Here is a 22,269-nt window from a genome sequence, read left to right on the forward strand (position 1 = left end):
CCCAGGGGTTGAGCGCCACTTCTCGTATCCAGCATTCGCGTCAGGCTGGGACTTCGTCGTCCTCGCGTTGTGCCCGTGCGCCGCTACTATCTACGGCAAGGCTGTCCGGCAGGCACACAATGGTCTCGAACCGGCGGAACTCCGCGCCCTGATGGTCGTCGGTAAAGCGCAATCGGATGCCACCGTTCTCACGCTTGAGGAAGTCGCGCACGGCGTCCATGCCTACACCACGGCCCGACACTTCCGTGACATTCTCCGCAGTCGAGAATCCCGGACGGAAGATGAGGTCGGCGATCTCTTCATCGCTGGTCTTGTCGTCGCGGCCGATCCAGCCCCGTTCAATGGCGATGTTGCGAATCCTGCCTAAAGCCAGGCCACGCCCATCGTCTTTCAGCGTGATGCACAGCGCTTCGTCGTCCAGGTCAACGTCGATATCGATCGTGCCGCCCGATGTCTTGCCTTGGGCCGTGCGCACTTCAGGCGTTTCGATGCCGTGGTCCATGGAATTGCGCAGCAGATGCATGAACACGTTCTTCAGCGTGCCGCTGGCCTGACTGCGCAGCCGGGTGTTGTTGTCATGAATACGCACAACGGGCCCGTCCTTGCCGAGTTCCCTAGCAAGCGAAGGCAGCGAGTCGAGCACGCCGGCGAGCGCCTGGCCAATGCTTTCGGTTCCGAGCAGACGCAAGGTCTGATGCACTGAATCGCGCATCGCAATCAGGTCCTCGGGATTGCCTACCTTCATGGATTCCAGCTCACGCAGGCTTTCCTGGATATGCTCGATGTCGATCGTCAGGTATCGCTCTGCGCTGCCGCTGTTACCCGGTCCCTTGCGGCCCAGGCTGACCTCGTTGATCTCGGCGTAGCTCTCGACTACTTCACGCACGCGCGCCAGGCCTTGCGCCAATCCCTCCTGATTCCACGACCGCTGCGAGTCGGGCTGGCGCAGTTCGTCGTAGCTCTGCTCCGTCTCATGGACGATGTCCGTCAGGTACTGAAGGCTATAGGTGCGCGCGTTGCCCTTGATCGTATGCATGTTGCGGAACAGCTCGGCAATAGCGTCGCTGTTCGCTTGCGGGTGCTCGCGAATGATCCGTTCATTCTCGCTGATGAAGCTTGATGAACTTTCGATGAAATGGTGGAACTTCTGCTGGTTGATCGCGAGGATTTCGCCAATCATTTCCAGCCTGCGTTTTTGCTCGCTGGTCTCCGCGGCCAACGCACGCAGCTCGGTCACGTCGCGCACGCAGAGCATCAGGCGCACGATGGTGTCCGTCTCATCGGTGATGGCGGACCAGCTCAGGTCGAGGATCTTGATACGGCCGTCCGGCGTGCGCTTCGCGGTTTCACGCACCAGCAGATGCTGATTGAACTCGAAGTTGATGCTGTCCTCTCCGAGGCACGCATGGCTTGCCGCGTCTACTTGCGACAGGACATCGGAACCAAGATCGGTATCGGAGAACACCAGGTCCATGAGACTGCGGCCGGCAATGTCCTTGGTCTCGAAGATCGCTTCGAGATGCGCCGAGTACTCTGCATGAACGACCGCTCCCGACACGACCGTCAGAATGCCCTGCTGCATGTTTTGCAGCATGGCCTGGATGTCCGCGGTCTTCTGTTTGAGCAAGGCCGAGTTTTCCTGGATCTTTTCGATCATCCCGTTGAACGCCACGATGGAGTGGCCGATCTCGTCCATCCGCCCGACGGGCAGGCGGCGTGTAAAGTCCTGGCTGGACGCGATCTCGCTCATCATGGCCTGCATGCGGCTTAGCGGACGCGTGATCTGCCGGTAGAGCAGCGTGCCGATCAAGGTCAGGAGCACGACCGCGATACCGGTGACAATTGCGATAGCGGTGGTGGTCGTCGCAAGCGTACGGTTGAGCGTCGCGATCGCCTCGTCCTTCTCGCGGTTCTTCTCGATGCGAAGTGTCTCGACAATACCTTCCAGTTCGTCGCGATACTGAGCGACGTTCGCGAACAGATAAGCCTGCGCGAGCTCGTTCTTGCCCGCCGCTTTCATCTTCGCCGTGTCGTTGATGGCCGAGAAGTAGTTCTCGAGGCTGTCGTTCGCTTGCGCCACCAGCCCAACCTGCGCGTGGCTGTGTGCATCTCGTGCTTGCAAGGCGAGGGCCTGTAGCAAGGATGCCTTCTTCGCTTTCAGCGCGTCCTGCGCCTGGGCGACGACGTTGCCGTCCGGCGAATAAACGAGCGTCATGGTGGCGAGCTGCACATCCTTGACCTGGGACACCAGGTCGGCGGAAGCCAGTGCGCTGGGCACCACGCCTTCCGTGACCTGCTTCACTTCGGACGCGCTATGCCGGGTCTGGTAGATGGCATAACCGCCTATCGCCGATAAAGCGATGAACATCAGGATGACCAATAACGTAATGCGATGACGGATAGTCATTTGAGAAACTCCCCGGGCTAAACTGGTGTATCGAGCCCCGACTAAGATCAGGTCGATCTAGTGAAATGCGTGGTTCTTTAAGAGACTCGAATAGTGTGGATTTAATGTTACTAATCCGTGACCGGTAGCGAAAATAACGTGGTTTCCCCTGATGCCCCTTGTCAGGCGCGGTAAGGAAGCTGTTCTTCTTTAACGAAGAAATTGAATATGGAAAAAGCCCTAAAGTTTTTTAAAATGCGGCCGTTAACATCCGGCTATTAAAAAATATCTAAAGCATTAAAAAATGACTTAGCGTTTTTCAAGAGCGCCGCTAAGCGTGCCTAAGGGAACGTAATTAGGGAACGCAATTTCAAACGGCATATCAGGCGAACTAAATTCGCTTTAGCGCACGGCGCGCTCGCAGGCCATCATCTACGTATAACTAAAAGGAATCGCCTCATCAACTATTTTCACTAGACGGGTATCGCTGGATTGCACAGACTCTGTCTCCAACCGTTTCGGCAAGTGCTCGAAGCGGGAGTGCCTCACATAAAAAGTGCCTGAAGGCCAACACTGGAGGAGACGATGTTCCATCGACCCAAAGTCAGTCGATCGATACTCGCGATCATGTGCGCGATGTCGTTCATCATGTACCTGGATCGTGTGAATCTCTCGGCGGCTGCCGGCGTGATTCGCGACGACCTGTATCTCACCAATACCGACGTCGGTCTCGTCTTCGCGGCCTTTGCCTACACCTACGCGATCTGCCAGGTGATCGGCGGCTGGCTAAGCGATCGCTTCGGTGCAAAGACCACGCTGATCATCTGTGCGTCCATCTGGATCGTCGCCACGGTGGCGACCGGTTTCGCGGGCGGTGTCGTCACGCTGTTCTGCGCGCGGATGCTGCTGGGCGTTGGTGAGGGCGCGGCGCTGCCTGCGCAGGCGCGTGCGTTGACGAACTGGTTCCCGGCGGAAAAGCGCGGTTTTGTGCAGGGCCTCACGCACTCCTTCTCGCGTCTCGGCAATGCGCTGACGCCACCGCTGATCGCGCTGCTGGTGGCGTTCGCATCATGGCGTGCGTCGTTCTTCCTGGTCGGTGTGCTGACTGCCGTCTGGGTGTGCGTCTATGCGTGGTATTTCACCGATAACCCGCGCAAACATCGACACATGACGGCCGATGAAGCCCTGGGTTTGCCACCCGAAGGCAAGGTCGTGGTTGAAAAGACTCACGCGCCGGTTCCGTGGCGGCGGCTGCTCAAGCGCATCGGTCCAACGATGATGGTGTACTTCTGCTACGGCTGGACCGGCTGGCTATTCTTCACGTGGTTGCCGACGTTCTTCATGCATGGCCGTGGCCTCGATCTGAAAAGCTCCGCTCTTTTTTCGGCCGGCGTGTTCCTTTCGGGCGTGGTCGGCAATACGGCCGGCGGCGTGCTGAGCGACCGGATATTGAAGCGCACGGGCAACGTGGTCAGTGCACGGCGCAATGTCATCATCGGTGCGTTTCTCGGGGCGCTCGTGTTCCTCGCGCCGGTGTTATTCGTGAAGTCGCTGCCGGTCATGGCTGCCTCCATGAGCCTGTCGTTCTTCTTCCTGGAGATGACCATCGGGCCCATCTGGGCAGTGCCGATGGACATTACGCCGAAGCACGTGGGGATTGCGAGCGGTCTGGTGAATGCGGGGTCTGCGGTGGCGGGAATCTTCTCGCCTATCGTGTTCGGATTCGTGGTGGATCACACGGGAAGCTGGACGTTACCCTTTGCGGGCTCGGTCGGGCTGCTCGCCATAGGCATAGTGATGACGTTTTTCATGCGCCCGGATATCGCGCTCGATACGGGCGCCGATCATGACGATGAAACCGTCGCGCACGAGATGACACTTGCCGATCGCCTGAGGTAGCTCAAGCACCGCGAATGGCATCGATCACGAGTTGAGTCGCCGGTCTGATCCGGCGATTCTTTCTAAGGATCAGCCCATAGGGTGCGAGCCGTCCACGTAATGGCGTCGGCAGCGAGGTCATGGTCTTCAGCGCGACGTAGTACTGCGCCACCGAACTTGGCAATACCGCGAGCATGTCCGAGTCGCGCAACAGCGAGAGCGTGGTGAGGATCGACGAGGTCTCGACCGTGCTGACAGGTGGCGCGACGCGTGACTCGCGAAAGGTCTGGTCGATGATCTGTCGCATCGGGCTTGGATGCGGCTGGACGATCCACGGATATTGCGCCAGCTCCGCAAGCTTCGGCCGTACTGTAGCGTTCGCAGCGGGATGGTCCGGCCGCGCGACAATCGACAAAGCCTCTTCCGACAAGGTTTCGAAACTCAGATCCAGCGCCGGAAACCCGTCTGGAATCCGCCCGATCACGATATCGAGCTGGTCTTGCTGCAAGGCTTGCACGAGCACGTCGCTGGTATCGATCTGCACGGAAATCTGCAGGCGCGGATGCGCCGCTTTCAACGACACAATGGCCCGCGTCAGCAGTTCCGGCGCAGGGGCCATCACAGCGCCGATGCGCACCTTGCCGATATCTCCGGCCTCGATTGCCGCCAGTTCCTCGCGCAGTTCGTCGAGGTCTTCGAACACCACGCGCGCATAACGCATCACGGCCTCGCCGAAGATGGTCGGCTCCATGCCGCGCGCGTGCCTCACGAAGAGCGACACGCCGACAGTGTCTTCCAGTTCCTGGAGCGCCTTGGTCGCTGCGGGTTGCGTCATTGCGAGTTCGTCGGCGGCGCGCCTGAGCGATTCGGTTTCCGACAGCGCCACCATGAGTTGCAGGTGGCGCAGGCGCAAGCGTTTGCGGATGGTCGAGGCGGGCGCGATCATGCGAGCGATAACTCCAGGGAATAGAGCGATGCGATTAATTCAGTAGTCAGTTATCGCGTAGTTTCGCACACTACGGGTATCCAACGACACGCACAAAAACCCTCAATTGAGCGAGCCGCGTGCTACGCAGTGCAGCGGTTCCATCGAGATCGATATCGATTCCACAGCAGCGCTTGGCGAACAACGGTCGAGCCACTAACTTCTTCGAGGAGAGTCAGAGCATGAAAATCAAACATATCCGCACGCGTGTCTTTGAATGGAATGGCAAGGTCGTGCCGCCACAGGCGCATTTCTGCACCAACGCCGTGGACATTCTCTACGAGCGCGGCGACGCGATGGGTTCGTTCCGCTTTCACGGCTGGCTCGTGGTGGAAGTGGAGTGCGACGACGGCACCATCGGCATCGGCAACTGTGCGCTTGCGCCGCGCATTGCCAAGCAGATCGTCGACGAATACCTTGCACCTATCGCGATTGGCGAAGATCCGTTCGACAATGAATATATCTGGCAGAAGATGTACCGGCGTACGCACGCATGGGGCCGCAAAGGGATTGGCATGGCCGCGATCTCGGCAGTGGACATCGCCTTGTGGGACATCATGGGCAAGGCGGTGAAGAAGCCGGTGTTCAAGCTGCTCGGCGGCCGCACAAAGGAGAAGATCTGGTGCTATGCGTCGAAGCTTTACAACAACGACGACCGCGACGTGTTCCTGGCCGAAGCGCAAAGTTATCTCGACCAGGGTTTCACCGCGATGAAAATGCGCTTCGGCTACGGTCCGAAGGACGGACCGAAGGGCATGGCGAAGAACCTGGAACAAGTACGGCTGTTGCGTGAACTGGCCGGTGGCGACATCGACATCATGGTCGAATGCTACATGGGCTGGACGCTCGAATACGCGCGCCGCATGTTGCCGCGTCTCGCCGAATTCAATCCGCGCTGGATCGAGGAGCCCGTGATCGGCGACGACATCGAGGGTTATCAGGAACTGAAGAAGATGAACATCATTCCTGTGTCGGGCGGAGAACACGAATTCACGAGCTATGGTTTCAAGGACCTGCTCGAACGCCGCGCGGTGGATGTGATCCAGTACGACACCAACCGCGTAGGGGGCATCACGGCTGCACGCAAGATCAACGCAATGGCGGAAGCGTGGTCGGTGCCGGTGATCCCGCATGCGGGCCAGATGCATAATTATCACCTGACCATGTCGAGCATCGCGAGCCCGATGTCCGAATTTTTTCCGGTATTCGATGTTGAAGTGGGCAACGAGTTGTTCTACTACATCTTCGAAGGCGAGCCGCAACCGGAGAACGGTTTCCTGCAACTCTCCGACGAGACGCCGGGACTCGGCATCACCCTGAGCGACAAGTATCTCGACGACTTCAACATCATCGAGTGACTCGATCTGCGCCGCACACATTAAACATACGGAAATCGCATGACACCTCGTATTGCAGTATTGCTTGGCGACCCTGCCGGAATCGGCCCCGAACTCATCGCGCGTTTGCTCGCGAAACCCGAGAACCGGGCGCGGGCCGATCTGCTCATCATTGGTGACCGGCGTGAGCTTGAGACGGGCATGGAGATCGCGGGACAGCGCTTCGAATACACCGTCGTCGACAATGAGCAAACCGCGGCAACAGGCAGCGGCACACCGTCGCTCATCGACTTTCGTCTGTCCGATGACGTTCCTTATGAACGCGCTATTTCCACCGAGCGCGGCGGTCGCTATAGCCTCGACGCATTCAAGCAGGCACTCGCCTTGACGAAGGCAAATCGCACGCAAGGCATGCTGTTCGCGCCGGTCAACAAGACCTCGCTGCATATGGCGGGCATGGAGACCAGCGACGAGATGGAGTGGTTCGCGAGACAACTCGGTTACACCGGCGCGTTCTGCGAGTTCAACGTGCTCGACGAACTGTGGACCTCGCGCGTGACCTCTCACATGGCGTTGAAAGACGTAAGCGCGAAGCTCTCGGCCGAGCGGATCATCGGCGCGGTGCGGCTGATTCACGACGGGCTCAAGCGCGCGGGTAACCCGAACCCGCGCATCGCGGTGTGCGGCTTTAATCCGCATAACGGCGACAACGGGGCATTCGGTCGCGAGGAGATCGACGTGATCGCACCGGCTGTCGGCGAAGCGCGCAAGCTCGGTTACGACGCTCAAGGCCCTTTCCCGGCCGATACCATCTTCGTGCGCGCTCGCGACCAGAAAGCGTTCGACGGTGTGGTCACGATGTACCACGACCAAGGCCAGATCGCGATGAAGCTGATGGGTTTCTGGCGCGGCGTCACAGTGCACGGCGGCTTGCCGGTGCCCATAGCAACACCCGCACACGGCACGGCGTTCGATATCCACGGCAAGGGTCGCGCGGATGTGGGCGCGACGCAGAAGGCGTTCGATATCGTCACGCAGATGGCGCTTGCGCGGATGGGCTGACACTTAAAGGCAATGGTCGCAGACCGCACGAGTGGCTAGCACTGTTTCATGACAATGCGGTCGCGTTGTACGGGCTGTGACGAGGCAGAGCTTTACACGCAATGCAGCGAAGTCAGTGTAGTCCTGACCGCTTTGTCCCAAGGCGTGTGCGGTTCCTCTCCCAGCGTTTCCAGCAGCGAAGAATTCTCCATGCGTATAGGCTCTTTCCACAGATAACGCATCTCCCGCATCTCGCGGAACATCTCCGAGAATGGTGACATCACGGGCAACACCCACCAGGGAAACGCACGCACCTTGAGGTCGAACCGATCGACACACCGTTTGATTGCACCGACCATCCGGGTGCCGTCGGCATCCCAGTGGCCCAGCATATGGTAGGTCGCGAAGGCTGGCAGCCGATGCTCCTGTTCGATCAGACGTACCATGGTTTGCGCCACATCCGGTACATAGGCCCACTGATGTCCGATGCCAACCTTGCCCGGGTAGAACATGGCGCGAACGGGCTTGCCCGGTTTGACGAGACCTCCCGAGAACCAGCTATTGCCGTTACTGCCGGGTCCAAAAAAATCGCCTGCCCGCACAACGAGACTGCGTACTCCCTCCGAGCTTGCCGCTTGCAGGCGGCGTTCCAGCTCGACGCGGATCGCACCCTTATGCGTGAGTGGTTCCTGAGACGACGATTCGCGCAACACTGGAAACGCGTTCGGGCCATAGTTATAAACCGTGCCGGGCAGCACGATCCTCGCGCCCGAGGCGCTCGCGGCCACGATCGTGTTGTCGATCATGGGCAACACGAGCCCGGCCCAGTTGCGATACCCGGGCGGGTTGACTGCGTGAACAATAAGCTGCGCGCCGGCCGCAGCCGCGATGACGTCCTCACGAATCATTGCGTCGCCCCTGAGCCATTCGAAGCGATCGTCGCGTTCTTTCAAGGCGGCGGGATTGCGATGCAACGCGCGCACCATCCAGCCTCGAGCAGCAAGTTGCCGCGCGACTTCGCCGCCTATGCTGCCGGTAGCTCCCAAAACCAATGCAATAGCCTGCGTCATATTTGCCTCCTTGCTGTAGATGACGATTATTCTTGCGCAGGCGGCGGTTAAATGAAATTATCGATGGCAATAGAGCTGATATACATTTTTGTATGACCGAGACCGAACCGAGCTGGGATTTCTACCGTACTTTCCTGGGTGTGTTGCGCGAGGGTTCGCTCTCCGGCGCGGCGCGTGCGCTCGGGCTGACGCAGCCTACCGTGGGGCGCCATGTGGATGCGCTTGAACAAGCGCTGGGCTATGCACTTTTTATCCGCACCCAACAGGGTCTTAGTCCCACGCAGGAAGCATTGGCGTTATGGCCTTTTGCCGAGGCGCTGGAATCGAATAGTGCCGCGTTATTGCGTGCCGCATCGAGCCAGGGAGTGGGGGTGCGCGGCACCATCCGCATCACGGCAAGCGACGTCATCAGCGTGGAAGTGTTGCCGCCTATCATCACTGGACTGCATGCCGCTTACCCGGAGCTGGTTATCGAACTGATGCCGTCCAACCGGATTGAAGACCTGTTGCAGCGTGAAGCGGATATTGCCGTACGGATGCAGCGACCGAGTCAGGGCGTGCTGATCGCGCGCCGGATCGGCGATGTCGAGCTTGGCCTCTATGCGCACAAGCGTTATCTGGACCGTCGCGGCAAGCCGGCGAGTATCGACGACCTGGCTAACCATGCGCTCATAGGCTTCGACAAGGAAACCGCGTTTATTCGCAGCATGAAGACGCAGCTACCGGAGCTTCGCCGGGAGAGGATGTCGTTACGCACCGACAGCGACCTGGCTTCGCTCGCGATTTTGAGGGCGGGATTTGGTATTGGCGTATGTCAGGTGGGGCTTGCTCGTCGCAACCCTGACTTGATCCGCCTTTTTCCTAAGAAGATTTCGCTTCGGCTCGATACATGGCTGGCCATGCATGAGGATCTGCGCGACAACCCGAGTTGCCGGGCCACGTTTGCGGCCCTGGTCGAGGGGCTGGAAAGCTACGTTCACGCGGTTTAGCCAAAGTGAGGTTTCGCTCGCGCCGGTGGACGGGGGGGGGCTGGGGCTGTTGGTCGGGGGTGGTGTCGGGGTGGTGCTTTCTGCGCCCGTGGCCGGTCTATGTTGGCTGTTCTATTTATCACTATTAGCCACTGTGTGTGGCGGCACTTCATTTCCACACCGGCGAAAAAGAAACAGAAGCAAAGAAAACGCCTCCCAACAATCAGCAAGTGAGTGTCCCTAGCGTGCAGGCTAGAAGTTTTTGGCACCTGATAGCACGGTGCTCGCCAGACTCACGGATGGTTGAACCCCTCCTTCTCCGAACACCGATACCCACACGCTTCGCCACCAGTGACTGAACCTGCCACGGGTACACGCCGCGCTATCCGCGTACAACCACCTCAAGAAAGAAGCACGCAGATCACTACAACCCACGACGAAATGCGGCGACCGGCACACGTCAGGCCGTCATGGTCTGGGGATCATGGTACTTGCCCGAGAGCGTTGGGGGCGAAGCGTGTTCGTGTCAGGATTCGCGAGAAGGAGGGGTTCACACATTATCGAGTCTGGCGAGCACCGTGCTATCAGGTGCTAAAAACCGTGGTGTGCACGCTGGGGACACTAACTTGCCGGTGGTTGGAAAGCGCTTTCTTTGCTTCGTTTCTTTGTCGCTTTGTTGGAAAAAGAAATGAAGTGCCGCCACGCACAGTGGCTAACAGTGATAAAGAGAAAATCCGACTCCCGCAGACCACTAAGGCCGAAAGCACCAACCCGGCATCACCCCCGACCACTAACACCGAAAGCAGCACCCCGGCATAAACCCATCCCTACAACCGCAAGAACCCCAAACCCCAAGTGCGAACGAAACCCCCCGACCATTCAGTCAATTTCACGACAAATTATTAGGAATCTTGAATAAAAATGAAAGAAGGCGGGCGAGGCAGCACCCCAGGATGCTGCCTCTGACTCACACGGAATGAAAATGTTTGGCAACAACTTTCACCTAGCACAGAGCTGTTGGGGAATATATCCGAACACAAAATGAAGTGTTAGCTGAGGGTCTTACGGCATATTCTTGCCCTCTGGATCTGGAATATGGCCCATGCGCGCATCGCTTGATTTGACGCCGTCGACGCTGTCAGAGCGCGTTGCGAAAACGTTTGCTACAGGGAAGCCAAGGTAAGTTTCTTAGATACATAGAATGACTTATCAACTCCTTACCAAGAACAATCGGTAAGGTTTATCGATCAAATTTAATTAGGTGGAGTGCGTAACGTATCGCTTTAGCGACAGATATTGAAAAATCATTTTTGGTTTCGAGAAGACGTTTTATTGTCTGCTTCGCTTGATCCCATCAACGAACCAAGACATGTACCCATGACAAAAAAGATTGCTCTAACGCTGGCCACTCTCGCTGTCGCCGTTTCCAGCATCCAGGCCCATGCACAAAATTCTGTGACTCTGTACGGGATCATCGATACGGGCTTTACGTACACCCATAACAGCGGTGGATCCGCCTCCCAGTTCGCGATGACTGCCGGTAACGAATCGGGCTCACGCTGGGGCCTCAAGGGTTCGGAAGACCTGGGCGCCGGTCTCAAGACAATTTTCCAGTTGGAAAACGGCTTTAACTCGACGACCGGAAAGCTGGGTCAGGGCAGCCGTGAATTCGGGCGCCAGGCGTTCGTCGGATTGTCGGGTACCACTTGGGGTACCGTTACGTTAGGTCGCCAATACGACCCGGTAGTCGACCTGGTCCAGCCGGTGCAGGGCGACAACTATCTTGGCGGCGTTTTTACCTCGCCGGGCGACGTGGATAACGCTGACAACAGCGTTCGTTTCAACAACGCAATCAAGTGGGCGAGCCCGAGCTGGGGTGGCCTGACAGCCGAAGCGATGTACGCGGTAGGCGGGGTTGCGGGATCGACGAGCAATGGCCAAAGTTACGCCGCCGCATTGGCTTATAACAGCGGTCCCCTCGCTCTCGCAGCGGGTTACCTGCACATTGACAATGGCACTGCGTCGGTACGCGGAACCAGTTCGTCCACGTCTACGGCGGATTCGTTATTCAACTCCAACGTCAACCTTCACTACGAGTCGGCGAAGGCTATCAACATTGCTCGCCTCGGCGGCAACTACCAGTTCGGACCGGTGACGGTTGGCGCTTACGGCAGCTATTCGGACTATAAGCCGGACGCAAGTTCTGCATTCTCGACCGCCGAAAAATACAAGGTTGGTTCTGCCTACGCTGTCTGGCAAGTGTCTGCACCGCTTAGCGCGGAAATTGGTTACGTCTACATGAAGTCAAGCGGCGATTCCTCGGCCACTTACAACCAATTTGCTATTGCGGCGGACTATTTCATCAGCAAGCGTACCGACTTCTACGCCTTCGCCGGTTATACGCGTGCTAGCGGCTCCAACGGGCTGGGTGCGGCAGACGCCGTGGTCGGATCGACGGATACGGATTCAGGCAAGAACTCGCAAGCTGTCGTCACTGTTGGTATCCGCCACAAGTTCTGATCGTTGTCAGTGATGTGCCCGCAATGCATCGCGGGCATTCATGAATGAAGAGGTGATCCGATGACCGGACTGTTCGATTGGGCCGGTCATCGGAGTAGGAGAAGGGATCTAGACTCTATCCCTTGCATAGCGCCGTGCGAACCGGTCTGAGCATGCGCTCAGAGGGGTATTGCCTGCGGATGCTGGTCCGTTCGTCGCGACGCCGGCGGCGGTTGCAGCGTGGCATCCGGCTCGTCGAAATCGGTTGGATGTGAGCCAGTACCGGATGGACTAAAGACATAGCCTCGTCCGCGAATGGTCTGGATGAACCGTGGAAGCGAAGGATCGGGCTCCAACACCTGTCTGAGCCGCCAGACGAGTACGTCGAGCGAACGCTCGCTATACCCTACCGGGGTGTCTCGCAGCTTGGCGACTATGGTGCGTCGGGAGAGCACCGTCAGTGGATGTTCCACGAACAGGCGTAATAGCGGGAACAGGCTCGGATGCAGCGTGACCGGACGGCCGTCGCGTGTAACCTCTTGCGCCCGCAAGTCGAGAGCGATGCTTCCCAGCTGGAATTTTCCGAGTCCCGGCAGCAACGATTGTCCATTTTGCAGCCTGCGCCGCAGCACGTTATGAATACGCGCTAACAACTCATGCGAATCGCAAGGCATTCTCAAGTAGTCTTCAGCGCCAAGTTCCAGGCAGATAATTGCATCGACTGCATCCTTTGGATAGCCGATCACGATAACCGGGGTATCGTGTCCCGCGTTGTGCAAGGTTTGCAGGATGGTCGTGGCTTGAACGTTGGGCGTGCCGTCACGCAATACAATCAGCGACGGCATGTCTTGCTTCATGTAGCGGATCAATGAGCGGCCGCCATCAAGCACATAGACGGCCATGCCGCGACTTTCGAGAAAGTCGCTTAGCATCCCGAAGGCGGCCGGATCGTGCCCAACAAACAAGATACGTGTATTCATCTCTTTCTCTTGACATGACTTTGGAGCTGCCGCGAGATTGGCAGCTCTATTGGTGATTCAGGAATACGACAGCACGGCACGAGCGGGAGCCTGATGCCCTCACGACGCGTTGCGGGTTGCTACGATTAGACGCACGCGCAGGCTTCAGAATTGCTGAAGGACTTACTCACCTTATGCCGACGCTCCAACACGCTAGAGGCTTGCGCCCGGTGCTCTAATGCGTGTTGTGAAGTTCGTGAATACCGTGGACGTCTCCGGGCAGAGGGGAGTTTCCACCCGGCCGATTAGTGCAAACACTCCGGACCGGGAAGCTAGCCTTCATTTTTCGGCTATCTTAGACCATTAAATATATCCAATGCATTAGGAATTCTAAATCTATAAAATATATACGGGTTTTCGAAGGATAATCCCACCTTTGAGTAAGGGAAATCCTACAAATGGTTAAGGATTTATCTTGGGGGCGTACTTAATATCTTCTCATGACAGAGAATGCTTGATTAAGATTGGCGATAGTAATTTTGAACGTGTAGTTTAATATTTCAAGGTCAAGCGGTTTCGACCTGCAAGCGTTTGCGAGCATGATCCGTCGATCGTTGAACCTGACGCCTTTTAGAGGTGCAGCCAATGAAAGTCCTGCTTAATACCGTGCATAGCCTTGTCTGGCCTGCTGCCTTCCTGTCCGCCACGTTGTTCGCCGTCGACGCGCGCTCTGATGAGCGCTGTCCGCAGTTGGTCGAGTCGCGGGCAGGTAGCGTTTTTAATATGTCTGCTTTTATCAAAGACAATGGCTCGCCGGAGGCAGCACTCGACACGGCGCGCGCGGCGGTATCGAAAGTTAATAAGGGAGGCGGATGCGGCATCTTCAACAACGTGGCCGCCTGCGAGGAAACGCTCACTTTGGCGGCCGTCGCCATTACGGCGTTGCAGGCCTGTATAGCCTCGCCGACACACGGGCATTCGCAGAATACAGCGCGGGACTGAACCGCGGGCCTCTCGCTTACGCGGCCAGTGCTTCCACCACCGCCGGCAAGAAGCTACGAAAGCCGGCATCTGCCAGCGCAGCACGCACGAGTTCGAGGCTACGCCGCAACGCTTCGTCAGGACGGCCTTGCAATGCGGCGGCAAGAGCTCGCCCGCGCGCCGCAAACAGGTCAGCCCATGGCAGCGGCTCCATGCGAGTGTAGTTATCGAGTGCTGCGACGTAGCTCAGTGCTCCTGCGGCATCGCCGGCCGACAGCATCGCTTCGATCGCGTCGCGATAAAACCAGAGGTGGTTATGACCGACCGCTCCACGGCTCAACAGACTGGCGCCTTCGGCTAGCATCCGTACCCGCTCGGCGTCGTCTTCGACCGCGCGGCTTAGCGCACCCAGCGCCTTGGGTGCGCTGAACTGAGTACCCACCTCGCGACAGATCGCCAGCGCGTCGCGCAGCAGGGCGGCGGCTTCGCTCCGGTGACCATCGTCGATCAGCAGGCGTGCCTGCATTTCCAGGTTCTGCGCCTCAAAGCGCCGCGCACCCAGTTGACGGATCAGGCGCATCTCACGTTCGAGATGGGCCCGTGTTGCTTCGGCGTCACCCAGTTCGTAGCTGACGAAGACGCCGAGCGTCTCACTCAGCATCTCCGCACGCGCCTGACCGACCAGCCTCGCTGCGCGCACCGCGGCGAGCCCGTCTTCGCGTGCCTGCCGCGCCTCGTTGAGATAGATGCGGCTGAATCCCACCATCGAACGATTGGCGACCTCGATGCGGCCTAAGCCGTGTTCGCGGCTCAACGCGACGCAGCGGCTGAAGTACTCGAAGGCCGAGCGCATCTGTCCTTGCGCATAGGCGGCGTCGGCGAGTCCCCCAAGCGCACGCGCCTCCGCTTCGGGCAGTCCCGAACGGCGCGCGTAGACCAGCCCCTGTTCGTGCCCGCTGCGGCACTCTTCAATCTTGCCAAGCGGGAACAGGATGTTGCCGCGCAGGTGATGCAGGCGCGCAAGCTCGGGCACCATGTCGTGACGCTCGGCCGTCTGTCGCGCCTCATCCAGTAGGGCGAGCGCTTCAGCAAGCCCCTCGTTGACGCGCAGGCCTTCCGCGAGCCCGAGCTGCGACTGGCAAAGGCTCGTTTCATCCGGTGCGGCAGCGACGGCCGCCCGGTACGTCGCGATGGATTCCGCAATGTCGCCGAGGTCGCGCTGCAATTCTCCCTTCAGGCACATCAGCGCATGACGATCCTCGTTGTTGCGTGCAATGTCGAGGCCGCGTTGAACGAGGCGCAGCGCTGCGTCGGTAAAGTAGGCTGCGCGCTGAATCGTCGCCGCGTCGAGGTAGGCACGCGGTGCCTGCTCGTCTTCGGCGCGATCCAGATGCTGGGCGCACAGCACGGGATCGTTCGGCGCGAACCATCCTGCTGCCCGCCGATGCAGTTCTCGCCGACGTGCCCGCAACGAGGTCGAGTACGCACTTTCCTGGATCAACGCATGCGCGAAGAGAAAATCTTCGCCTTCCGGCAGCACGAGCGCATTGGCGACGAGTCCGTCGCAAATGTAATCCGGCCGGTCGATGAGGTGCCGCAGCAGCGCCAGGCCGAAGCGCTGGCCGATCACGGCGGCGGCCTGGAACGCCTGACGATCGAGCGGCGCGAGGCGGTCCATGCGTGCTAGAACCAGGCTCTGGATGGTGGCGGGGACCGATTCGCCGCGTCCTTCCTCGGCATTGCGCAAGAGTTGCTCGAGAAACAGGGGATTGCCGCCTGCCCGGGCTATGCACGCCAGAGCAATTCGCTGCGTCGCATCGACGAAGGTGCCGGCAAGGGTCATCGCCTCGTCGCTTCGCAGCGGACCGAGGTCGATGGTCGTGAAGGGCGTGCCACGGCAGCTTGCCCGCCACGCGGCATCGAGCGGATCGCTATCGACGCGGGAAGTCATCACGAGCAGTCCAGGACCGCGCGCAACCGCAGTGGCGAAGGCGGACAGGTAGCCCATTACCTGTGGATCCGCCCAATGCAGGTCTTCCACAATGATCATGGTTGGCCCGTGCCCGCACGCATTCGCTGCGAGCGTCTCGACGACGGCACGCTTGCCCCGGTTGCGCATGGCATTGTCCATGGCATCGTAGAGCGTGCGCCATTCGCCGGTCTGGGACAGATCGAGCAGGTCGTGCAGGAACACGACCTGCTCCGGACCGAGGACCCCGGACGCGGTGGCTCGCGCAACGGCGTCGCTACGATCCCCGGAGTGTGCGCCCGGCCGCAGGCCTAGCAGGCTGCCAATGATCGCCAGCACGGGATCCTGGCCCTTGCCCATGCCGAAATCCAGCAGCAGACCCCGATGGATCGCGAAACCCTGCGCGTCGCCGAAGCGGCGCATCTCGTCGACGAGGCGGGTCTTGCCGATACCCGCCTCGCCGCGCACGTAGACAATTTGCCCCTCACCCTGGTCGCGGCATGCGCAGGCGATTCCCCTGAATTGATCCAGTTCCGCCTTGCGCCCGACGAAAAGGCTGCGGCTTGCCGTCACGGACTCGCCCACAATGCCGCGCAGGCGCCAGACACGCAGTGGTGCATCGATACCCTTGAAACGCATTTCGCCGGCGGCGTCGCTGAGGATGCAGCCGTCGAGCGCGCGCTGCACGCTATCGGAGAGCAGGGTCTCGCCGGGACGGGCGGCGGCGACCAGGCGCGCGGCGAGATTCACGGAGTCACCCAGTACCGTGTAGTCCTGAGCATCGGCGCGCGCAAGCGTGCCTGCCACCACCTCGCCGCTTGCGACGCCTATATGCGCTTGCAACGGGCGCGATGCAGGCTCGCCAAGTCCGGCGAGTGCTTCGTGGATGTCCATTGCCGCGCGGGCGGCGCGCAGCGGGTCGGTATCGTGCGCGCGCGGTGCGCCGAACACGGCCATCACAGCGTCGCCGATATGCTTGTCGATCGTGCCGCCATAGCCGAGCACGATGCCGTCGACGAGCGCGGTATAACGCCCCGTCAGCTCGCGCAATTCCTCAGGGTCGAGCCCCTGCGAGAGCGCGGTGAAGCCGCAGAGGTCGGCGAACAGGATGGTGACCTGCCGGCGCTCGCCCGACGGCGCAGCGGGCACGGGCGGCGTGGTGGAGGGTATCGAGGACGGTGTGGTGGACGGCGCCGCGCCGCTGTTCCCGGCAATGGCCGTCAGCAAACGTTTGCGATGGCCAAGCGAGACGATGCCGAGTTCTTTCAGGTCCGCGTCGGTGAGCTGCGGCAGCATCGCCGGATCAATATCGTTCTCCTCAAACGCGCGTGCGTATTGCCCAAGCCCCAATGCATCAAGCCACTGATCGATATTCATCGCCGTCGCCCAAAGCGGTTCCCTGAAATTGGCGCGCGCATAACCAGCCGCGCGAGGTCGATCCTCGAAATACAGTGTACGTCGCGTTGTATTAAACAGGCACGGGAAACGACCCAAGCGGAAATTGACACGGTCTCGCGCAGCGGCGGATACTCGACGAGCCGAGGGTCGACCCGCATTCATCGGGAGAGCGCCGTGAAGCCAGGCACAACCGGTTCCGCCACCCAGGTCCGCGCACGCCCGCGCGTCACGGGGCTGCTTGGCGACCTGATTGCCGGTGCGGTTTCGACACTGGTCATGCTCTGTTATGCGATGAGTCTCGGCACGCTGGTCTTCAGCGCGGATCTTGCGCGCTACGCCGAACTGGGGGTGCCGACCGCTTTGGTGAGTTGCGTCGTGACCGCTCTGGTGATCGCGTTGACCAGTTCCATGCGCATGAACATAGGTGGCCCGGACAGCAATGCGACGGCGTTTCTCGCCGGTGTGGCGGCTGGCGTCGCGAGCAGCGTGCGTGCCGACGGCGGTTCGCCTCAAACCATTCTGCTGACAGTGCTGATCGCCATCGCGCTATGTTCGATCGTGACCGGCGTGATCCTGTACGCAATAGGGTCGTCCAAGCGCAGCCGCTCGCTGCAGTTCCTGCCGTATCCGGTCGTAGGCGGTTTTCTCGCGGGTACGGGCTATCTGCTGATCGCGGGCGCATTTCGCGTGCTGACCGGCGAAGCGCCGCACTGGCGCACGGTGCTCGCTCTGCTGACTCAACTGCATTGGCTTGCGTGGACGCCTGCCGTGGTCGTCGGTGCGCTGCTCACCACGCTCTCGCGCGCGTGGAACCATGCGGCGGTGCTGCCGCTGACGCTTGCCTTCGGCATCGCGCTCTTCTACCTGCTGCTCTACGCCGCGCACCTGTCGGTCGACGACGCGCGTCACATGGGGCTGTTGCTTCCTCATGTACCGCTGCGGCCGATCCACGTTCCGGAGTTGTCAGCGTTGCCAACGTTGCATTTGCCGGCCTCTCTGGCGCATAGCCATGTCGACTGGCCGGCCATTGGCGCGCATCTGCCCGAGACCCTGGTGGTCACGTCGGTTGCCGCGATCACGATCCTGATGAATTCCACGGCGATGGGCGCGGCGACGGGGGAGGACGTCGACCTGAATCGCGAGATGCGGGCGGCGGGCCTCGCCAATATCGCCAGCGGCATGCTGGGCGGGATGGTCGGCTATCAGTCTTTCAACCGCTCGCTCCTTAATGTGCGCGCAGGCGCGACGAGCCGGATGGCGGGCGTGTTCGCATCGCTCGCTTGCCTGATCCTGCTGGCTGTATCGCCGGATCTGGTGGCGCTGTTTCCTGTGCCGGTCCTGGTCGGGCTGCAACTTTTCCTGGGGCTGCGCCTGTTGATACAGTGGCTGGTCACCGCGTACAGCAAGCTCAACTGGTATGAGTACCTGCTGATACCCGTGATCCTGGGCGTGGTGGCGGTCTACGGCGTTGTCACGGGTGTGGTCGCGGGCGTCGTCGCCGCGTGCGTGATGTTCGCGCTGCTGTACGGACGTGCCAGTTGCGTGCGTCTGGAGTTCGACGCCAGCACCCGGACATCGAATGTCGAGCGCAGCATCGAGCAAACCCAGCGGCTGCGCGAACTTGGTACACAGGTGTGCGGTACCTGTTTGCAAGGGTTCCTTTTCTTCGGCACCGTCAATTCGATCCTGCAGCGCATGCGTGAACGACTGTCCGCGCCTCGTCCCGCACCCGTTCGCTTCGTGTTGCTCGACTTCGCTGCGACAACAGGAATGGACGCGTCGGTATCGGTCGGCTTCGTGAAGCTAAGGCAGATGTGCGCGGGTATCGATGCGGACCTCGTGCTGACTGCGCTGCCGGCACGCTCGCGCGATCTGCTCGCCAAGACCGGTACGCTCAACCTGCGGATTCACGAGTTCGCGACGCTGGATGCCGGGCTAGAGTGGGTCGAGGACCGGCTGCTCGCCGCAGAGTCACATGCGTTGCCCGTCAGCGAGGAAAATTTCCACGCAATGTTCGCCGCGCATTTCACGCCGCATGCGTTCGACAAGCTGATGGCCCGCCTGGAGGTGTGCGACATCTGCATGGGGCAGCCCTTGTTTCTTCACGGCGAACCGGGCGACGCAATGTATTTCGTCGAACGGGGCCGGGTCACTGTCTCACTGCCGCTTGCCGGAGGCGGATCGGTCAGGCTTCGCTCCTTCGGAGCCGGTACGATTGTCGGAGAAATGGCGGTGTACTCGCAGAAGCCGCGTAGTGCGAATGTGCACGCTGAAGGTCCGGCGCGCGTGCGGCGTCTCTCGCTAGCAGCGTTGCGTGCGCTTGAGCAGGACGACGCTGTCACTGCCCAGCAATTTCATCGTTTCGTTGTCAAGGTCATGGCTTCCCGGCTGGCCGTAGCGGATGAGGCTTTGCGGGCCGACCATTGAACATGGCAATGGGAGCCTCTCATGCAGACTCCCATTGATTGTATGTTTCTAAACGAATAAATCGTAATTTGCGGTAAGCACCGTCTTACTTGATATTCTGCATAATGCTGACTGCATGCAGCATATAAGCCCCGAAAGCATTCTTGTCGAGACAATGGCAATCGCATTATATTAGGATTACAAAATTAATATAAGAACCGTTCTGCGCGCAGTGCTGATAGAAGGTGCGTCCCGACGCCTCATACGCTTACCTCGCGTCATTGAAAGAAGCATCTCAGCCCGTCACTTCGGTGATCCTGGACGCTCTGCGGCAAAGGCCCGTTGATCATGATATTGGATAATTTCTATTCGGCTCTGGAAGATCGCTTCAGGGGTAGCCGCCAGGTCATCAAGGAGCGTCAGAGCCTGTATCTCCCGCTTGTCGACGCGCTTAGCTTGCGGGTGCGCAAAAAGATCCTGGACGTCGGATGCGGTCGATCCGAATGGCTCGAATTACTTGAGGAGCGCGGCATCGAGTCGGAAGGTCTCGATACGAACGAGGAGTTCGTGACTCAGGCGCGACAGGCCGGCCTCGACGTGTCAAAGGCTGACGTCATGGAGCATCTACGGCAACAGCCGGACCAGTCTTATGGGCTCGTTAGTGCATTTCATGTGGTCGAGCATCTTGGTTTTGAAAACCTGTTGCTGTTTTTACGAGAAGCGTATCGGGTGATCGACGATGACGGCGCGCTTCTGCTCGAGACGCCGAACCCGGCGAATCTGCTGGTAGGCGCATGCACTTTCTATCTCGATCCAACGCACGAGCGACCCCTTCCGTCAGCTCTTCTCGGCTTCGCTGCGGAGTTCGCGGGGTTCGCGCGTGTTGTTGTGTTGCCAGTGAATCGGGCCTTTTTGCAGAACAACCTGGAATTCACGCCGGACGAACTTCCAGGTGCGGACGTCATCAACAAAGTAGTGTCGTCGATCGATCAGAACTTCATGCAGGCACCGGATTATGCGGTCATCGCGTTCAAGAAGGCTGGAAACGAACTGGCCGGAATTGCCGAGTCGCTGACACTCCACTCGCCGTTGCCCGTCTCGGCGAAGGGCATGGAAGAGGTAAATGCATTGCTGGCGCAAAGGCGCGATCAAGAAGAGGTAAATGCTTTACTGGCGCACAGGTGCGATCAAGAAGCGGAACTACGGGCAGCTCACTTAGCGGAACTGCGGGCAGTTCACTTGAGCGTAATCGCCGCGGAAGACCGGGCTCGTCGGTCCCAGGAACATGTGATCGCGCTGTTGAGCAGTAGTAGCTGGCGGCTATCCTCTCCTGTCCGGGGTGCGGGAGTTTTGTTGCGCAATATGGCCGGGTTGCCTCGTAAGGCTAATTCCTTCGCAAAGCTCTTTTTGCGTCACGTTGCAGCTTATATTCGTTGCAGACCCCGGCTTAAAAAGCGAGCCGAGAGCCTCCTGCGGAGGGTCCCAAAAGCTCGCACATGCGTCGTGCTTTATGCCGGTCTCACGGCAACACAAGAGGTTGAAAACGGAGCCCTCCCTGTCGCCGTGGCCCCGGCTGACCAACAGACCGCGCATAGTCATGTGCTTCATGCCGACTTGATCAACGCAGAAAGCGTCGGCTCTGAATAGAAACTCGGCGGGTGTTGTTAACCTGTTGTCGAGTGTGAGCGACTTAACCGGATTGCTCCCAGCGGCGAAGATGTAGTTCAAAAATGACGCCGCTGCTGGGCGGCGTCACTCATCACTGCCACACCGTCGAAACCGGTAACGAATGAAATAGATGTGCCGCGTTGTTCGGGAATTCGATGGAGATCAACCTCTACAGCCCGTACAGCGACAAAAGAATAGAAAGAGGTCCGCAATCATGGCAAGCCCCGCAGGAACAGAGCAGCCCATAGTTACCGTAAAGAGTGACAAGCTCAAGCTCAGTCTACTGATTGCCATGGGCATTATCGTCTTGCTTGGCGCGGGCGCTGCATATCTGCTGTTGTACGGTCCGAGCTTGCGTGAGTTGGAGAACCCTGCACCCGCACCGCCGGTGTTTTTTCCGTTGGAATCAATGACCGTCAATCTTCAATCCGACGACAGCATGCATTACCTTCGGATTGGCTTGACGCTCGAGCTAACGGATCGGAAATCGCAAGCTGCACTGGTTGAACGCATGCCGGAAGTGCGGAGCCGCATTCTGATGGCGCTCTCGGCGAAGCGACCGGAGGATCTTGAGGGGATTGATGGCAAGCTTAAGCTCGCGAAGGAGCTGTTGGCGACTATTGAGAATGCGGATGGCGCGATCGGGAACACAATACGCGTTCAGGAGGTGTTGTTCACCGAATTCGTCATTCAATAGCCACGCAAGCCACGCAATGGCCGAAGC

At 59.4% G+C, this 22,269-nt stretch carries 14 protein-coding genes; 9 read left to right on the forward strand and 5 right to left on the reverse strand.

Annotation, left to right across the window (positions count from 1 at the left end; all coding sequences use genetic code 11):
- Positions 1 to 40: 40 nt before the first annotated feature.
- Entirely contained in the window at positions 41 to 2,407 is a 2,367-nt protein-coding gene (locus tag M0D69_RS17225; protein WP_301783167.1) for an ATP-binding protein, read from the reverse strand.
- Positions 2,408 to 2,971: 564 nt separating this feature from the next.
- Between M0D69_RS17225 and M0D69_RS17230 the strand changes: the two genes are divergently transcribed.
- On the forward strand, positions 2,972 to 4,285 hold the full coding sequence (locus M0D69_RS17230; RefSeq protein WP_301783168.1) for an MFS transporter: 1,314 nt from the start codon (positions 2,972 to 2,974) through the stop codon (positions 4,283 to 4,285).
- A 1-nt stretch (position 4,286) separates the two neighbouring features.
- Here the strand turns inward: M0D69_RS17230 and M0D69_RS17235 are convergent, their stop codons facing one another.
- Positions 4,287 to 5,210 carry a LysR family transcriptional regulator gene (locus M0D69_RS17235; RefSeq protein WP_301783169.1) on the reverse strand — a complete coding sequence of 308 codons (924 nt, stop codon included), beginning with the start codon at positions 5,208 to 5,210 and terminating at the stop codon, positions 4,287 to 4,289.
- A 221-nt stretch (positions 5,211 to 5,431) separates the two neighbouring features.
- Here M0D69_RS17235 and M0D69_RS17240 point away from each other — a divergent pair, with 221 nt between their 5' ends.
- Entirely contained in the window at positions 5,432 to 6,607 is a 1,176-nt protein-coding gene (locus tag M0D69_RS17240; RefSeq protein WP_301783170.1) for an L-rhamnonate dehydratase, read from the forward strand.
- Positions 6,608 to 6,646: 39 nt separating this feature from the next.
- Positions 6,647 to 7,648 (forward strand): 4-hydroxythreonine-4-phosphate dehydrogenase PdxA, encoded by a 1,002-nt coding sequence (locus tag M0D69_RS17245; protein WP_301783171.1) that lies wholly within the window; start codon positions 6,647 to 6,649, stop codon positions 7,646 to 7,648.
- A 92-nt stretch (positions 7,649 to 7,740) separates the two neighbouring features.
- Here M0D69_RS17245 and M0D69_RS17250 read toward each other — a convergent pair whose 3' ends face one another.
- Entirely contained in the window at positions 7,741 to 8,697 is a 957-nt protein-coding gene (locus tag M0D69_RS17250; RefSeq protein ID WP_301783172.1) for an SDR family oxidoreductase, read from the reverse strand.
- 92 nt (positions 8,698 to 8,789) lie between these two features.
- Between M0D69_RS17250 and M0D69_RS17255 the strand changes: the two genes are divergently transcribed.
- On the forward strand, positions 8,790 to 9,686 hold the full coding sequence (locus M0D69_RS17255; RefSeq protein ID WP_301783173.1) for a LysR family transcriptional regulator: 897 nt from the start codon (positions 8,790 to 8,792) through the stop codon (positions 9,684 to 9,686).
- A gap of 1,356 nt (positions 9,687 to 11,042) precedes the next feature.
- The gene (locus tag M0D69_RS17260; RefSeq protein WP_301783174.1) at positions 11,043 to 12,185 is read left to right on the forward strand and encodes a porin; all 1,143 of its coding nucleotides are present in this window, start codon (positions 11,043 to 11,045) and stop codon (positions 12,183 to 12,185) included.
- A gap of 158 nt (positions 12,186 to 12,343) precedes the next feature.
- Here the strand turns inward: M0D69_RS17260 and M0D69_RS17265 are convergent, their stop codons facing one another.
- A complete protein-coding gene (locus tag M0D69_RS17265; RefSeq protein WP_301783175.1) occupies positions 12,344 to 13,144 on the reverse strand; it encodes a winged helix-turn-helix domain-containing protein in 801 nt (266 codons plus the stop codon).
- A gap of 624 nt (positions 13,145 to 13,768) precedes the next feature.
- On the opposite strand from M0D69_RS17265, the gene M0D69_RS17270 reads away from it, so the two are divergent.
- Complete coding sequence (locus M0D69_RS17270) at positions 13,769 to 14,125, forward strand: hypothetical protein (protein WP_301783176.1); 357 nt, start codon at positions 13,769 to 13,771, stop codon at positions 14,123 to 14,125.
- Positions 14,126 to 14,141: 16 nt separating this feature from the next.
- On the opposite strand, the gene M0D69_RS17275 is transcribed toward M0D69_RS17270, so the two are convergent.
- Complete coding sequence (locus M0D69_RS17275) at positions 14,142 to 17,450, reverse strand: adenylate/guanylate cyclase domain-containing protein (RefSeq protein WP_301783177.1); 3,309 nt, start codon at positions 17,448 to 17,450, stop codon at positions 14,142 to 14,144.
- A gap of 195 nt (positions 17,451 to 17,645) precedes the next feature.
- On the opposite strand from M0D69_RS17275, the gene M0D69_RS17280 reads away from it, so the two are divergent.
- From M0D69_RS17280 to fliL, 3 genes are all read left to right on the forward strand, one after another.
- Positions 17,646 to 19,898: an SLC26A/SulP transporter family protein gene (locus M0D69_RS17280; protein ID WP_301783178.1), complete on the forward strand. Its 2,253-nt coding sequence runs from the start codon at positions 17,646 to 17,648 to the stop codon at positions 19,896 to 19,898.
- A 327-nt stretch (positions 19,899 to 20,225) separates the two neighbouring features.
- Positions 20,226 to 21,524 (forward strand): bifunctional 2-polyprenyl-6-hydroxyphenol methylase/3-demethylubiquinol 3-O-methyltransferase UbiG, encoded by a 1,299-nt coding sequence (locus tag M0D69_RS17285; protein WP_301783241.1) that lies wholly within the window; start codon positions 20,226 to 20,228, stop codon positions 21,522 to 21,524.
- A gap of 235 nt (positions 21,525 to 21,759) precedes the next feature.
- Complete coding sequence (gene fliL / locus M0D69_RS17290; RefSeq protein ID WP_301783242.1) at positions 21,760 to 22,242, forward strand: flagellar basal body-associated protein FliL; 483 nt, start codon at positions 21,760 to 21,762, stop codon at positions 22,240 to 22,242.
- The last annotated feature ends 27 nt before the right edge of the window (positions 22,243 to 22,269 follow it).

Origin of the sequence: Caballeronia sp. SEWSISQ10-4 2 (genome assembly GCF_030464885.1) — a bacterium.
GTDB lineage: Bacteria > Pseudomonadota > Gammaproteobacteria > Burkholderiales > Burkholderiaceae > Caballeronia.